This window comes from Amycolatopsis sp., assembly GCF_025464955.1.
Lineage (GTDB): Bacteria > Actinomycetota > Actinomycetes > Mycobacteriales > Pseudonocardiaceae > Amycolatopsis.
Genome location: NZ_JAODNM010000117.1, coordinates 1 through 14238 on the forward strand (window position 1 = coordinate 1; position 14238 = coordinate 14238).

The window sequence follows — 14238 nt, forward strand, 5'->3', positions numbered from 1 at the left end:
CCAGATCCAGGTTTGCTTGATGGTCGAGCTGGAGGGGTCGAAGGCCAGGTCCCAGGCGGTCATGGCGAATGCGCCGATGACGGGGGTGCCGATGGTGGTCAGCCAGGTCGAGTTGCGGCGGACGTCGCCGAGCAGGACGGTGGCCACGATCCAGGCGAGGTAGCCGGTGGCTAGGTAGGCCGGGCCGATGAACCACGGCACCTGGAAGATCTTGCCGCCACTGGTGTAGTGGTAGTGCCCGAACGGGAAGCCGGTCCGGATGCTGAGGTTTTCCAGGATGTTGCTGATCACGAGACCCGCGGCGACGAAGACCCCGATGGCGCGCCAGCCGTAGCGCCGCGCTCCGTGCAGGAGCGCGAACCCCACCTGCACGACGATCAGCGGCAGCTTGACCCCGGGAACGAAGGCCGAAACGAGCAGTCCGCAGACGACCAGGGCGGTGACGGCCCACAGGGTCCGGGCGGAACGAGAAGTGGTGGACATGCGGCAACTCCAGGGTTTCGGGCCACATCCGGGCGTGCGCCGGGTGCTGGCGTGTTCACAGTGCGGCGAAGACTTCGGTCCCGGCATCGAAAGCGGCGATCAAGTCGGCCGTAACGATGCTCGCGATGTATCCGTCCGGGCGGATCAAGATCAGCGTGTCCCCGGTTATTCCGTAGCTACTGGCGATCAGGCCCGTGGTGTCGGCGAGCCCGTCGGCATCGCTACCTTGCCCGGCGTGGATCGCATAGCGGTGTATCTCGGCACCGCCGGTCGGCCAGCTCAGGTCGGGCAGCGAGTCGATGGCGTTGGGGCCAAAGGCCAGCAGGGTGAACTGCGGTCCTTTGTAGACATCGAACAGACGCTCGACCCCGGGCCCGGCGCAGGGGGCGTCCGGGGCCCGGTCGCCGGTTCGCAGCGTCTTGGTGGCCGCACCGACGGCGGGGGCGAGCGGACCGCCGTGGTACGAAAGCCCAAGCTGTCGTTCCTCGTCTCCGCGTTTGAGGCTGGCGAGGCGGCGTTCATCGAGGCCGGCATACAGTTCGGTGGACTTGCCGAGGACCCGGGCGGCGACGGGTTGCCGTTCGGCCTCGTAGCTGTCGAGCAGGGAGTCCGGCGCGCCGGCGATGACCTGACCGAGTTTCCAGCCCAGGTTGTACGCGTCCTGCACGCCGGTGTTGAGTCCTTGGGCCCCGGCCGGGGTGTGCACGTGGGCGGCGTCGCCCGCCACGAAGACCCGGCCGGCCCGGTAGTGCTCGACGATCCGGATGTTCGGCCGGAACACCGAAGTCCAGGTGACGTCGTGGAGCCGAAGGCCGGTGGCCGAGCGGAACCGGGCCGCCAGCGCGGTTTCGTCGATCTCCGGGGTCTCGTCCGGCCGTAGCTTGATCATCAGCTGGAATTGGTCAGAGTGGGGAAGCGGGCACGCCCCGACGAATTTGCCGCCCGTGCCGGGCCAGACGTGCCAGCGCTTGCGGGACAGCCCGTCGATCGTGGCGTCGACGATGAGGGTCCGGTCGGACTGGTCGGTCTCGCCGGCGAACCGGAGACCGGCGGCCTTGCGGACCGCGCTCGAACCGCCGTCGGCACCGACGAGGTACTTGCTGTGGATTCGCTCGCCCGAGGAGAGTGTCGCTGTCACGCCGTCGTCGTCTTGCTCGAAGCCTTCCAGCGCGACACCGAACTCGATGCGCAGGCCGAGGCGGTCGAGCAGGCCGTGCAGGATGGCGTCGGTGCGGGATTGCGGCAGCAGCAGGATGTTCGGGTAGGGCACGTCCGGGGTCGGCTGGTGCCGGCGCTGCATCCGCCACGGCACCGTGACCGGCCCGAGGTGGATACCCATCAGCGGGTACATGCCGCCTTCCGCGTGTGCCTCGGCCAGCACGCCGAGGTCCTCGAAGACCTCCTGGGTGCGCGGCTGCACCCCCTTGGCACGGGAGCCTTCGAACGCGTGCGGCGCCTTGTCGACCAGGCGGACGCGCAGGCCCCGGCGCAGCAGGTCGGCGGCCAGCGTGGAGCCGACCGGGCCGGCTCCGACGACGAGGACGTCGATGTCGTGTTCGGTCATGTCGGTCGACCTCCGATGGTCTGCTGGATGAAGGCGGTGAGCAGGGTTGCGGTGCCGTGCGGGTCCTCGAACGGGACCATGTGCCCGCACTCGGCGATCACGTGGCACCTGTCGGGGCGGAGGAGCTCCCGGACGGCGTCAAGGTGCTCGATGGGCGTGACCTGGTCGTGCTTGCCCCACACCACCATCGTGGGGAAGGGCTCCCGGCCGGCCCGCCGGTAGAGGTCCTGCTGCGCGGTGAGCGGGTAGTCCCTGAGAGTGGACAGCAGTGCGTAGATCGAGCCGTGGAATCGGCAGGGCTCGCCGACGAGACGAACGAGCCGTTCCGCGTCGTCGTTCGAGCGGACGTTGTGCGCCAGATGTGTGCTCAGAGCGCGGTGCCCGAAGACCTTCCCCAGGATGCGAGCCGGCGGATCGATGGCCAGCAGCCGCGTGCCGGCCTGGCGCCGCGCGGTCAGCCCCGCCGGGCCGATCAACGTCAGCGACAGCGGTTTCGGGACATCGTCGCGCGTGGCGTAGGCCATCGCGATGAGACCGCCCATGGACGTCCCAACGACGTGCACCGGGTCTCGAACCTCGACCGCGTCGAGAAGCTCGTCCAGCTGGCGAAGGAACAGGGCCTGGCCGTAGCGGCCCTCGACGCGGTCGGACCATCCGCGGCCGTACGCGCTGTAAGCCAGCGTGCGCAGGCCTTGCGCTCGCAGGTCCACGGCGACCGCGTCCCAGTAGCCGAGCGGAATCGTGATGCCGGGGACCAGTACCACGAGCGGGCCGGTGTCAGGTCCGGCGAGCTCGTAGTGCGTCACCCCGTCGGAGAGCGTGACGAACGAGCCGCGGGCCGCGGCGCGCGCGGACTCGTCCAGGACGAGGTCTTCTCCCCTGGCAATGTAGGTGCGCGTCACCTGAACTCCAGGATGGCGTCGGCGACCTCGGCCGGGGCTTCCTCCGGCATCAAGTGGCCGACACCGGGAAGCACGATCTCCCGACTGCCCGGGATGTCCCTGGCGAAGTGCTGGCCGTCGATGCCATCGCCGCGCAGGACCAACGTAGGCACACGCAATCCTCGAAGCTCAGCGGAGCGGCCGGCCTGTTCGGTGTTCGCGAAGTCGACGAAGGCGGCACTGTTGCCCGGCCGGCTCATCATGGCGTGGACCCGGTCGGCCATCTCCTCGGACACGGCGAAGCCTGCGCCCACCGAGCCGCGCAGATTGCGCGCGACGACGCCACGCGAACCCGCCCGGCGCACCAGCGGCCGGGTGATCGGGTTGCGGGCGAGGCGAATCGCCGTGGGCAACGACTTGCCGGGATAACCGGTCGCGTTCATGAGCACCAGGCGCCGCATGCGTTCGGGGAAGGTGAGTGCGAAGTTCCACGCGATGTTCCCACCGAGGGAGTTGCCGGCGACCGTGCAGTCCGCCACGGACTGCACGTCGAGGAATCGGGCGAGGAAGGCGACGTACGACTCGATGCGGTAGTCCCGGTCCGGCCGGGGACCGGTCAGCCCGAACCCGGGCAGATCCAGCCGGATCACGTCGCAGGTCGAGCGCAGCCTGGCCGCGATCCCGTTGAACGCGTCCAGTGAAGAGCCGGAGCCGTGCAGCAGTAGCACTGGTGGCCCCTCTCCTTCGCGCACGAAACGCACCCGCATCCCGTCGATCGATGTGAACGACGATCCTTCCGCGAGCTTGTCCATCGCGCTCACCTCCCGCAAATAATGGCCACACTGTTGCCGATATATTTCGGCTACAGTGTATCCGAAATTAGGCGGATCAGGCAACGGCGCTAGTCGGCGGGTGAGGCAAGGTGGTAGCCGTGAGTCAGAGAGATCCTCGGCCGGGGAATCCACGCTGGTGGCGGAGTCGCCCTCGCCCGGACAACGGCGCTGGGCAGGGGCCAGGGCGTCCCGCGATGCCGGTCGATCGCGTTATCGCCGCTGCCGTCGAGCTGGTCGATGAGGTGGGGCCGGGCGAGTTCAGCATGAGGCTGCTGGCCCAGCGGCTGCGGTCGAGCACGGCAACCCTGTACCGTCACTTCGCCGGCAAGGACGAGATCTTCGTCCACGTCGTGGAGCACGTACTCGGCGAGGTGCCACGACACCTGCCCGAGCTCCCCGACGAGCCGACATGGCAGGACCTGCTCGGCGCCACTGCCGATGCGCTGTTTCGCACGTTGAAAGAACACCCGAACGTGGCCGCGCTCTTCGGTGATCAGGTTCCGCTCGGGCCACGGGCTCTCGCCGGCCGGGAGGCCGCGATCGGCATCCTGCTCGCCGGCGGGTTTACCGCCGAGGTGGCCGCTAAGGCGTACACCGCGGTCGGGCACTACGTCGTCGGCTTCGCCACCCAGCTGCGCGCCGGCGGTACCTCCGATGAGAAGGAGGAGAACCACGATCTCCGCGAGTTCTATCGCACCCTTGATCCCGCACGGTATCCCGCAACCGTGGCCTCGGCCGCGTTCCTGCCGATCTCCCTCGACGACGAGTTCCGGTTCGGACTGCAGCTCATCGTCGACGGACTGGCCCGACAACTGCCCCATGCGGGAGACCGAGCACCACGCGGGTGAGAGCGTCATTGCGCGGCGACGGGTACCGGCCCGGTGGCCGACTTCCCTCGCGAGCGGGACCGACTGCCGGGTCTGAGAGGTGACAGCCGGTCCGGCCGGTGTTCCGAGAAGGTCAGGCGCGGGATATGGGAGATCCCTGCCAGGCCGTGTGGGCGGGTACCGACCCCGCGGCCATGACCAGTGAGCCGGCGCCGGCCGGGCTGCGCGACGCCGGCGCACTGGACCCCGTCCTGGACCAGCTCGCACCTTGGAACAACGAACAACACCCCCGCTGGTCGGCGGGGGTGTCGGGTTGGTGGGTCGTGTGGGACTCGAACCCACAACCAACGGATTAAAAGTCCGGAGCTCTGCCAATTGAGCTAACGACCCTCGGCACTGAGGATACCGGCCCCCGGCGGCGTCGGGTTGGGGGGTCCGGGCGGGAATAGGTCAGCGGGTGGGGTGGTTGTAGCTGTTGGTCGACGCGTCATCGTGTCCCCCGGGCTCAACCTATTGCCCTCGCGGAGTTCCGTTCGGCTGGAACCGCGTCGCGCCACCTGCCGTGAGGCGAACCGGGCGTGTCGACCGAGTACGAGACGATGGCCCTCCACCAGGCTCCGGTGGAGGGCCATCCTCGCGTTATGCACCGGGTTTGCGGGCTACGCCGCCGATCACGCGGGACTCCGAGGGCGCGGCGGCGAACAGGGTGGCGGGGTCCGGGTGCCAGGCCGGGGCGTAAACGAGGCCAGGGTCCAGGAGCGGCCAGTCGCCGTAGAACCGGGCGAACTCGGCCTTGGTCCGCAGGAAGCCGGGGTTCGTGGTGGTCTCGTAGTACTCGATGAGGTCGACCAGCGCCTGGCGCTCGTTCTCGTCGACCGGGTTCTCGTTCGTCATCTGCGAGAGCACCAGCAGTGACCCCGGTGCCACCTGGTCACGGTAGAAAGCCAGCAGGTCATCGGGGTTTTCGTCGTCGTTGACGAAGTGCATGACGGCGTTGATCACCAGCGCGAGCGGCCGGTCGACGTCGATGATGCCGGACTCGGTCACGCGCTCCCACAGGTCTTCGGGCTCGAGGAAGTCCGCGGCCATCGCGCGGAAGCGGCCGGGATCGGCGGTCTCGGCGAGCAGCAGGGTCGAGTGCGCGAGCGCGACGGGCTCGTTGTCGAGGTAGAGGACGTGGGTGTCCTTCTCGGGGCGGGTCTCGTCGGCGACTTCGTGCACGTTGCCCGCCGACGGCAGGCCCGAGCCGATGTCGACGAACTGGGTGAGCCCGGCCGCCGAACACGCCCGCACGGCCCGCCCGAGGAACTGGCGGCTGGTCCGGCAGTACTCGCCGATCAGCGGCAGCCGGTCCCGGACCTTCTCGGCGAAGTTCCGGTCGATGGCGTAGTTCGTCGTCCCGCCGATGAAGTAGTCGTAGACCCTGGCCGCCGACGGCCGATCGAGACTGCCTTCCACCGCTGTCAACGCGTCATAGTGATTGATCATCAAGCCCCCTCGACCATCCACCCTAGAGCAGTTCCGGGGTCAGCTGCGGCTCGGCCATGTCCGGATCGAAGGGGTACATCGGCCGGACGATCCGGTGGTGTCCGAGCCGCAGCAGGTCCTGGTCCACCCCACCCGGGGTCAGCGCCAGCAGCCAATCGGCGGCCATCTCGTACAGCTCGGGCTCCAGGTAGCCGATCTTCACGATCACCACGTCCGCCTCGCGCGGCTTCAGGCCCAGCGCCGCGAAGTCGGACTCCAGGTGGTACGGCTTGCGGCGAGTGGTGACGATCACGTGCAGCCCGCCGACAGCGAGGGTCACGGCCGTGCCGGCGACCGGGTCGGTTGTGTCGACGGCGGCGACACGCGCGGTCAGCGTGATCGGGCCGTGCGGGCCTGCGTCGACCTTCCCGCCGACGTCGACAGTGACCGTGGCCCCGACGCCCGCCGCGGCGGCTGTCGCGGTCGCTTCCGGGTCGGCGATGGCGGCGTAGATCGTGGTCAGGCCGGCGAGCTCCGACATGCCGAGCAGCTGGGCAAGGCTCCACGACGTATCGCCGGCGCCGCCCGCGGTCGGGTTGTCGCCGGAGTCGCTGATGAAGAACGGACGCGCGGTGCTCGCGGCGGCCTGCCCGACACATTCGGCCAGCGTGCCGGTGGGCGCGACGAACACGAAGTCCCGCCGTGCGTCCCAGTACGCGCGGGCCAGCTCCTCCGCCTTTGCGCTGATCACGGCCTTGTCGTCGCCGGTCACGACGACCGCGGCCTGGCAGCGTGGCTCGTCCGCCCAGGCGTAACCGACCCAGATCGCGGCGTCCAGCACACCGTCGGCGGCTTCGACCTCATCGACCTTGGCGTACACGCTTTTCGCCGGTTCCAGCCGTGTGCTCGTCTTCTCGCCGGGCAGCAGCACGGGCACCTGCACCCACGCCTTGTGCGGGCGCCCACCGGACCGCAGTCGCGCCACGAGGTTGCGGGCCGCTCGTTCGCGCGTGTCCCACGCGTCGGTGTGACGCGATCGGCACGGTGATGGTGACCGCGACGCTCCGCATCGCCGAGTCGATCCTGCTCGTCGCGTACGTCAGCTTCCTCGGCCTCGGCGTCCCGGCGCCGACCACTGATTGGGGAGCCATGCTGAGCAAGGGAATCACCTACACCTATGACGGCTCGTGGTGGCTGATCCTGCCGCCCGGGATCGCGATCGTGCTGGTCGTCTGCGCGATCAACTTCCTCGGTGACGGCCTGCGTGACGCGTTCGCGGTGAAGGGGCGATGATGGGCGAAAATTCCGTTGAGCCGGTGCTCGAGATCAAGGACCTGCGGGTGACCTATGGCGACGGACCCGCAGCGCTTGACGGTCTGTCCTGTGTGGTCGGTCCGGGTGAGATCGTCGCGTTGGTCGGCGAGTCCGGTTCGGGCAAAACCACTGCCGCGCTTGCCGTGCTCGGGCTGCTGCCTGAGGTGGCCACGGTGGACGGATCGATCTTGCTGGGCGGGCAGGACGTACTCGACCTGCGCGGAGAAGCGCTGCGCGCGATCCGCGGCCGCGGCGCGGGAATGGTCTTCCAGGAGCCGATGACCGCGCTCAACCCGTTACTGACCATCGGGTTCCAGCTGGCCGAAGCTATCCGCAACCACGACCCGGAGCGCAAGCGGCACCGGCACTACCGGGATCGGTGCGCGAAACTCCTTGACCGTGTTGGCGTTCCGGAACCGACCGCGCGACTGCGTCAGTATCCCCATCAGCTTTCCGGTGGGCTGCGTCAGCGGGTGATGATCGCGATCGCCATCGCGGCCGAACCCCGGCTGATCATCGCCGACGAGCCGACGACCGCGCTCGACGTTACCGTGCAGCAACAGATCCTCGACCTGCTGCGCGACATTCGCGACACCGAAGGCACACCGACGTTGCTCATCACGCACAACATGGCTGTGGTAGCGGATATCGCGGATCGTGTCCTGGTGCTGCGCGGCGGCAAGGTCATCGAGGAATCCGCTACGACAACGCTGTTCGAGCGGCCCGAAGCCGACTACACCAAGCAACTTCTCGCCGCGGTGCCGCGCCTGGGCGGCAACGAGCACGCCGCCCAAGCCGAGACTCTGGAAACGCCCGCGCTGGTGTTGTCCGAGGTCGTCGTCGAATACGGCGGACGTCGTGCCGTCGACACCGTCTCGTTGAGTTTGGCAGCGGGGGAAATCCTCGGCCTGGTGGGAGAATCCGGGTCGGGTAAAACGACCGTCGGCAACTGTGCCCTTGGGTTGGTCTTGCCGAAGTCCGGCGGCGTCGACGTCTTCGGCGCGCCGCTGCCGAAAGGCACCGGCAGGGCCGCCCGTGCCGTGCGCAAACGGATCGGGGCGGTCTTCCAGGATCCTGCGTCCTCTTTGGACCCAAGGATGTCGGTCGCGCAGACCATCGAGGAACCACTGATCGTGCACACCGCCGGCGGGCGTGCGGAACGGCGCCGACGCGTGCGGGAGCTACTTGACGCCGTCGAACTTCCTGAGGCGATGCTGGCACGTTACGGACATGAGCTGTCCGGCGGTCAACGGCAGCGGGTCAGTCTGGCCAGGGCGATGGTGCTCGGCCCGAAGCTGCTCATCGCGGACGAGCCGACCAGCGCACTCGACGTCTCGGTTCAGGCTGCGGTGCTCGAGGTAGTGAAACGGTTGCACGCCGAGTTCTCGTTCGCCTGCTTGTTCATCAGCCACGACCTCGCGGTGGTGGACAGCCTCTGCGACCGGGTCGCGGTGATGCGTGCCGGGCAGGTGGTCGAGGAAGGTCCAACCGGGACGGTCCTGAGTGCGCCGGAACATCCTTACACCCAGGCGTTGCTGTTGTCCTCGCCGGTGCCCGACCCCGCGTTGCAGCGCGAGCGCCGCGAAAAGCTGGCTGAGTCGGCGTGAGTGGACTCTGGGCGGGCGTTGATATCGGCGCTTCGAAAACGCTGGTCGTGCTCTGTGACGATGGCGGCGTCGAGGTTGCCGACGCGGCGGTTCCGACGGATGCCGCGCACAGCGGCGGAGAGTCCATTCTGGACACAGCGGCTCAGCTGATCGCGCAGCTCGTTGCGGGCGCGGAGTTGTCGGGGGTCGGCGTAGGCGCTGCCGGTGTGATCGACGACATCGCCGGGCTGGTGGTGGCCACCGGCGACTCGTTCACCGGCTGGGCGGGCACCGCGATCAACGCCGGACTGTCCGCGCGGCTCGGCGGGGTGCCGGTGCGGGCCGACAACGACGTCAACGCTCTCCTGCTCGGCGAACTGTCCGAATCCGGCGACGTCCGACAAGCGCTCGGGATCACCCTGGGCACCGGCGTCGGCGGGGCGTTGCTGGTGGACGGCAGGTTGTTGCACGGCGAGGGAAACACCGCGGGGGAGATCGGCCACATTGGACGGTTCGGCGACGCCCCTTGCACCTGCGGGCAGCGCGGACACCTCGAGGCCTACGCCTCGGGCCGGTCGCTGTCCCGCCGGTACACCGAAGCGACCGGCCGGAACCTATCCGCCGCGGATGTCGCGGCGGCCGCCTCGGCCGGTGACGTCGATGCTGCGGCGGTGTACGAAGAGGCTGGCCGCTACCTCGGCGTCACGATCGCCCAGACCGGAGGGCTACTCGGGTTGGGCCTGGCGATCCTCGGCGGCAGCGTGACCAGATCCTGGCCCCTGCTGGAGAAGTCGGTCCAGCGGGCCCTCGACGAGCAGCCGCTCCTGTCCGGGAACCCGGTGACAGTGCGGCTGTCCCGCCTGGGCGCGAAGGCTGTCGCCCTCGGTGCCATCGAGCTGGTCAGGCCACGGCTGGTCAGACCTCGGAGTGGCTGACGAGCTCGTCGACCGCGCGACGGCGTCGGATGCCTCGCAGCATCAGCCCGCCGTCCAGCTTGCGAGCCAGCGGCGACGGCGGCACGGCGAGCACCGCACAACCGGCTCGCGCGGTGCAGTAACGCGAGACTGACGCGGTCACTGCGCGGCGGAACACGTTCCGGCTGCCGGCACCGATCACCAGGAGGTCGGTCTCCTTGTCGGCCAGGCCCACCAGCACCCGGCCGGGATTGCCGCGCGCGACGAGCAGGCGCACGTCGACGTCGGACGGAAAGCCGCCGAACGCCTCCTCCCACGCGTGCTGCAGCTGCTCCCAGGCCGACCGCTCCCAGTACCGGCGCAGATGCGGGCTGGGCGCCCGCCGATCGATCGCTTCGCCGCCAGGCGGCATCCACGCGAGCACGCCATACACGGTCGCACCAGTCAACCGGGCTTCCGCGACGCCGCGGCGCAACGCCCGCAAGCTGCCGACCGACCCGTCCACGCCGACGATAATGCGCCGAACGCCGTCTTCCACGCCCTTTGTCCTTTCACTACAACACTTCTGCTCATCCCACGATCGCACCCGTTTCCGCTGGCCGAGCTCTCCCTTGACGTTCCCCCAACGCCCCTCACCCCCACCTTGACGCCGCCTTTGCGCGTGGCCTGACATCAGATCCAGCGCCCCCTCAGGGGCACCTTGAGTGCGTTCAACGCTGCGTTCAACGCCATAGGGTGGCCCTGAGGGAACCTCAGGCACTCAGAGCGAGGGCCAGGAAGGCGTGGGCGGCCGGGGACAGCGGGCCGGCGCGGTGGACCAGGCCGACGCGCCGCCGGATGACCGGCGTCGTCGTGCACACCCGGGCGCCCCGGTTCCGCGCGTCGACGGCGAGCGACGTCGGCAGCAGTGTCGCGCCGGCGCCGGCCAGCACGAGCGGCACGATCGACTCCCGATGCCCGGTCTCGACGGCGATGTGCGGGACGACGCCGACCGACGACAACGACTGGTCGAGCAGGGCCCGGGTCGACGAGCCGGCCGGGCTGGCCACCCACGGCAGCGTCGCGAGGTCCTCGAGCGCCAGCACGTCGATCGACGGGTCGAGCAGGCTGTCCGGCAGGACGACGAGCAGCTCCTGCTCCCCGAGGTCGCGCTCGACGAGGTCGCCGGCGGCCAGCGGCAGATGCGCGACGCCGAGTTCACACTGTCCGGTGCGCACCAGGTCACCGACCGAACCGGTGTCCTCCGGCTCGGCCAGCCCGATCACCACGTCCGGGAACGCGCGCCGGAACGCGCCGATCAGCGGGGCCAGCGGGTCGACGGCCAGCGTCGACAGGCTTGCCAGGTCGAATCGGCCGCCGGTGAGTCCGATCACCTCCTGGACGGACGCGCGGGCCGTCGCGGCGTCCCGGATCATCTGCCGCGCGGGCCCGACCAGCGCGTCCCCGGCCGCGGACAGCACGAGGCGGCGGCCGACCCGGTGGAAAAGCTCGGTCCCGAAGTCCTTTTCCAGCGTTTTGATCATCTGTGACAGCGACGGCTGCGCGATTCGCAGCGCGGCCGCCGCCTTGGTGACGCCGTCGTGGTCGACCACGGCGAGGAAGTACTCGAGATGCCGGAGTTCCATATAGGAACATCCTATGCCAATGACGTGAATCTTGTCTTTGACCTCTGAATCGCTCGGTCTTTGAATAGAAGGGGAGCTGAGGAGGCTGACGTGTCGGTGCTGGACGTTCGACGTCGGATCTTCACCGAACCCGCGCCGCTCGCCTCGATCGCCGCCAGCCCGCGTGCCCCCTGGTACGCCGTCGCGACCGTGTGCGTCGGCGCGTTCATGGGCCAGCTCGACGCCAGCATCGTCACCCTTGCCCTGCCGACGATGAGCCGCGACTTCGGTGTCAGCGTCGGCGCGGTGGAATGGGTGTCGCTCTCGTACCTGCTCACGGTCGTCGCCGCGGTCACCGTCTTCGGCTGGCTCGCCGACGCGATCGGCCGGAAGCTCTTGTACACCTACGGTTTCGGCGTGTTCGTGCTCGGCTCGGCGCTGTGCGGCTTCGCGCCGAACCTCGGGTTGCTCATCGCCGCGCGGGTGCTGCAGGCCCTCGGCGCGGCGATGTTGCAGGCCAACAGCGTCGCGCTGATCCGCCAGGTCATGCCGCCGGACCGCCTCGGCCGCGGGATCGGCGTCCAGGGCGCCGCGCAGGCCGTCGGCCTCGCGCTGGGGCCGACGGTCGGCGGACTGCTGATGACCCTCGGCGGCTGGCCGTTGATCTTCCTGGTCAACGTGCCGTTCGGGCTGGTCGGGTTGGTGGCGGGCCGGTACCTGCTGCCGCGCAGCGCGCCCTCGTGCCGGAACCCGTTCGACACGGTTGGCGCCGCCTTGTTCGTCCCCGCCTCGGCGTTGCTGCTCGTCGTCGTCTCGCTCGGACGTGAGCTGCGCTGGGACTCCGTGCTGCCGTACGCAGTGCTGGGCGGGGCCGTCGCGCTCGCCGTCACCTTCGTGCGGCACGAACGCCGGACGCGCTATCCGTTCGTGGCGATGTCGTTGTTCGGCAACCGGACCTTCGTCGCTGGGGTCACCACGGCGCTGCTTTCGTACCTGGTGATGTTCGGGCTGCTGTTCGCCGCGCCGTTCGTCCTGCAGTACGCCCACGGCCTGTCCCCAGCCCACGCCGGACTGCTGCTGGGGGCGTTCCCCGTGTGCCTCGCGATCACCGCGCCGCTGGCCGGACGCCTGGCCGACGCCGTCGGCGCCCGGGTCGTGACTGCGTGCGGGCTCCTGCTGACCACGGTCGCGCTCGCCTGGCTGGCTTTCGCCGCCGGCACGACCGGGCTGGTCGTCGGCCTGGCGGTCGCCGGGATCGGGCTCGGCGCGTTCACCCCGGCCAACAACGCCGCCGTGATGGGTGCAGTGCCGCGCGAGCGCGCCGGCACCGCGGGCGGCCTGCTCAACATGATCCGCGGCATGGGCACCGCGCTCGGCGTCGCGGTCACCGGAGTCGTCTACGAGGGCTTCGCGGGCAGCGGCGCCGGAGGCGGATTCCGCGCGGCAGCCCTGTTCCTGGCCGCCGCGGCCTTGGCGGGGGCGGCGTTGTGCCTGAGCGTGCGGACCCAGCGTGGCTCGTGAGTGTTGCGGCCGCGCCCGTGGCTGACGATTCCCTTCTTCCGGAGCACTAGCGTCAGTTCCCTCGGGGCCACCCTTGCGGCTTCTAACGCCACAAGGGTGGCCCCGAGGGGTCCTTCGCGAAGTCAGGACTCGGCGGCGGCGGTGCTCCTGGAGGTGTGGCGGAGCCAGAGGAGGCCGAGGATCGGCAGGACGAGCGGGATGAACCCGTAACCGCGGCCGTACACCGACCACACGGTGGCGTCGGGGAACGCGGCGGTGTCGAACACGCTCAGCGTGCCCACGACCAGCACCCCGAGGAACTCGATGCTGCACGAGACGAGCGCGACCCGCCGCCAGGCGTCCTTGGTGCTCGCCAGCGCGACGGTGGCGAGGATGTAGATCACGGCGGCGACCGCGGAGAGCAGGTAGGCCAGCGGGGCTTCGTGGAACTTCGTGCCGATCTGCACGCCCGCCCTCGACGTCGCGGCGAGCGCGAAGATCGCGTAAACCGCGACCAGCACCCGGCCTGGCCCGGTCACGCTCTTATGCTCTGCCACTCCACACCTCGTTCAATCGCAGGACCATCACCGGGATCGCCAGGCAGGTGATCCCGAGCACCACTGTCGAGGACCGGCTGCGCTCGGCCAGCGCCCACACCGCGCCCACCGGTAGGACCAGCAGGCAGCCGATCAGGTACGCGAGGTACGTCGCGATGTTCCCGGCGAGCCCGCCGCGGATCAGCAGCACGACCCCGACGACCAGCTGGGCGACGAGCAGCAGCTCGATGAAGGCCAGCCCGGCGAGCAGCGGGCGCTCCGGCGGCCGGTTGCGGCCCGCCTGGACGAAGCTCCACACCGCCACGAGCAGCGCGCACAGCTCGATCGCCACCGCGAACCCACCGACCACCATTCCTCCATTTGCCACTTGAGGATCAAAGTACTACGAGGCCGCACACCCAATCGCCGCCGACCTTCGACAGCGGCGTCCGGGCGTGCGGGGAGCGCCCCGGAAAGTCCATTGTGGACGCCCACGGCCGCCCAGCTCCAGGGCGGGAGTGAAAATAATTATCCAACTGAAGTTAATGACATAGTGCCAATTCGGTGGTTAGAATTCAGGTAGGCAGCTTCGACCAGCCGTGATGACGGCGAGGAATTTCGTTACGCCCCGATTGGGTGGTTATTCTTTTCGTGACTCTCACCCTGTGTCGGCCTACTGCCGGGTAGCGGGCATTGTTGCCTACCCTGAACAGACCAGTTGAACCCCCG

At 69.2% G+C, this 14238-nt stretch carries 15 protein-coding genes and 1 tRNA gene; 5 read left to right on the forward strand and 11 right to left on the reverse strand.

Annotated elements, in window-relative coordinates:
- The 4 genes from JWQ81_RS27665 to JWQ81_RS27680 form a co-directional block, all read right to left on the reverse strand.
- Nucleotides 1-483, reverse strand: a 483-nt coding sequence (locus JWQ81_RS27665; RefSeq protein WP_297546052.1) for a carotenoid biosynthesis protein, incomplete at its 3' end; no start/stop codon positions are given.
- A 55-nt stretch (nt 484-538) separates the two neighbouring features.
- Nucleotides 539-2047, reverse strand: coding sequence for an FAD-dependent monooxygenase (locus JWQ81_RS27670; protein ID WP_297546054.1), 1509 nt, complete (start codon nt 2045-2047; stop codon nt 539-541).
- Nucleotides 2044-2949 carry an alpha/beta hydrolase gene (locus JWQ81_RS27675; RefSeq protein WP_297546056.1) on the reverse strand — a complete coding sequence of 302 codons (906 nt, stop codon included), beginning with the start codon at nt 2947-2949 and terminating at the stop codon, nt 2044-2046. Before JWQ81_RS27675 ends, JWQ81_RS27670 begins: the two co-directional genes overlap by 4 nt.
- Nucleotides 2946-3740, reverse strand: coding sequence for an alpha/beta hydrolase (locus tag JWQ81_RS27680; protein ID WP_297546057.1), 795 nt, complete (start codon nt 3738-3740; stop codon nt 2946-2948). Before JWQ81_RS27680 ends, JWQ81_RS27675 begins: the two co-directional genes overlap by 4 nt.
- A gap of 215 nt (nt 3741-3955) precedes the next feature.
- Between JWQ81_RS27680 and JWQ81_RS27685 the strand changes: the two genes are divergently transcribed.
- Nucleotides 3956-4609 (forward strand): TetR/AcrR family transcriptional regulator, encoded by a 654-nt coding sequence (locus JWQ81_RS27685; protein ID WP_297546058.1) that lies wholly within the window; start codon nt 3956-3958, stop codon nt 4607-4609.
- A 293-nt stretch (nt 4610-4902) separates the two neighbouring features.
- Here JWQ81_RS27685 and JWQ81_RS27690 read toward each other — a convergent pair.
- The 3 genes from JWQ81_RS27690 to JWQ81_RS27700 all read right to left on the reverse strand — a co-directional run bounded on the left by JWQ81_RS27690 (nt 4903) and on the right by JWQ81_RS27700 (nt 7040).
- Nucleotides 4903-4978, reverse strand: a tRNA-Lys gene (locus JWQ81_RS27690).
- A gap of 249 nt (nt 4979-5227) precedes the next feature.
- Nucleotides 5228-6076, reverse strand: coding sequence for an SAM-dependent methyltransferase (locus JWQ81_RS27695; RefSeq protein ID WP_297546060.1), 849 nt, complete (start codon nt 6074-6076; stop codon nt 5228-5230).
- A gap of 22 nt (nt 6077-6098) precedes the next feature.
- Complete coding sequence (locus JWQ81_RS27700) at nt 6099-7040, reverse strand: MlrC C-terminal domain-containing protein (protein ID WP_297546062.1); 942 nt, start codon at nt 7038-7040, stop codon at nt 6099-6101.
- Between the two features lie 62 nt (nt 7041-7102).
- Here JWQ81_RS27700 and JWQ81_RS27705 point away from each other — a divergent pair, with 62 nt between their 5' ends.
- Genes JWQ81_RS27705 through JWQ81_RS27715 form a run of 3 tightly spaced genes read left to right on the forward strand, consistent with a single transcriptional unit; the run spans nt 7103 to nt 9890 of the window.
- Nucleotides 7103-7348 (forward strand): hypothetical protein, encoded by a 246-nt coding sequence (locus JWQ81_RS27705; RefSeq protein ID WP_297546064.1) that lies wholly within the window; start codon nt 7103-7105, stop codon nt 7346-7348.
- A complete protein-coding gene (locus tag JWQ81_RS27710) occupies nt 7348-8976 on the forward strand; it encodes an ABC transporter ATP-binding protein (protein ID WP_297546065.1) in 1629 nt (542 codons plus the stop codon). The genes JWQ81_RS27705 and JWQ81_RS27710 overlap by 1 nt, the downstream gene beginning before the upstream one ends.
- Nucleotides 8973-9890: an ROK family protein gene (locus JWQ81_RS27715; protein WP_297546066.1), complete on the forward strand. Its 918-nt coding sequence runs from the start codon at nt 8973-8975 to the stop codon at nt 9888-9890. Before JWQ81_RS27710 ends, JWQ81_RS27715 begins: the two co-directional genes overlap by 4 nt.
- Here JWQ81_RS27715 and JWQ81_RS27720 read toward each other — a convergent pair.
- Complete coding sequence (locus tag JWQ81_RS27720; RefSeq protein ID WP_297546068.1) at nt 9871-10407, reverse strand: universal stress protein; 537 nt, start codon at nt 10405-10407, stop codon at nt 9871-9873. The genes JWQ81_RS27715 and JWQ81_RS27720 overlap by 20 nt on opposite strands.
- 214 nt (nt 10408-10621) lie before the next feature.
- Complete coding sequence (locus JWQ81_RS27725) at nt 10622-11494, reverse strand: LysR family transcriptional regulator (protein ID WP_297546069.1); 873 nt, start codon at nt 11492-11494, stop codon at nt 10622-10624.
- Nucleotides 11495-11584: 90 nt separating this feature from the next.
- Here JWQ81_RS27725 and JWQ81_RS27730 point away from each other — a divergent pair, with 90 nt between their 5' ends.
- Nucleotides 11585-12994 (forward strand): MFS transporter, encoded by a 1410-nt coding sequence (locus JWQ81_RS27730; protein ID WP_297546070.1) that lies wholly within the window; start codon nt 11585-11587, stop codon nt 12992-12994.
- A 122-nt stretch (nt 12995-13116) separates the two neighbouring features.
- Here JWQ81_RS27730 and JWQ81_RS27735 read toward each other — a convergent pair whose 3' ends face one another.
- Nucleotides 13117-13494, reverse strand: coding sequence for a hypothetical protein (locus JWQ81_RS27735; RefSeq protein WP_297546395.1), 378 nt, complete (start codon nt 13492-13494; stop codon nt 13117-13119).
- Nucleotides 13495-13516: 22 nt separating this feature from the next.
- The gene (locus JWQ81_RS27740; protein WP_297546397.1) at nt 13517-13879 is read right to left on the reverse strand and encodes a hypothetical protein; all 363 of its coding nucleotides are present in this window, start codon (nt 13877-13879) and stop codon (nt 13517-13519) included.
- Nucleotides 13880-14238: the final 359 nt, after the last annotated feature.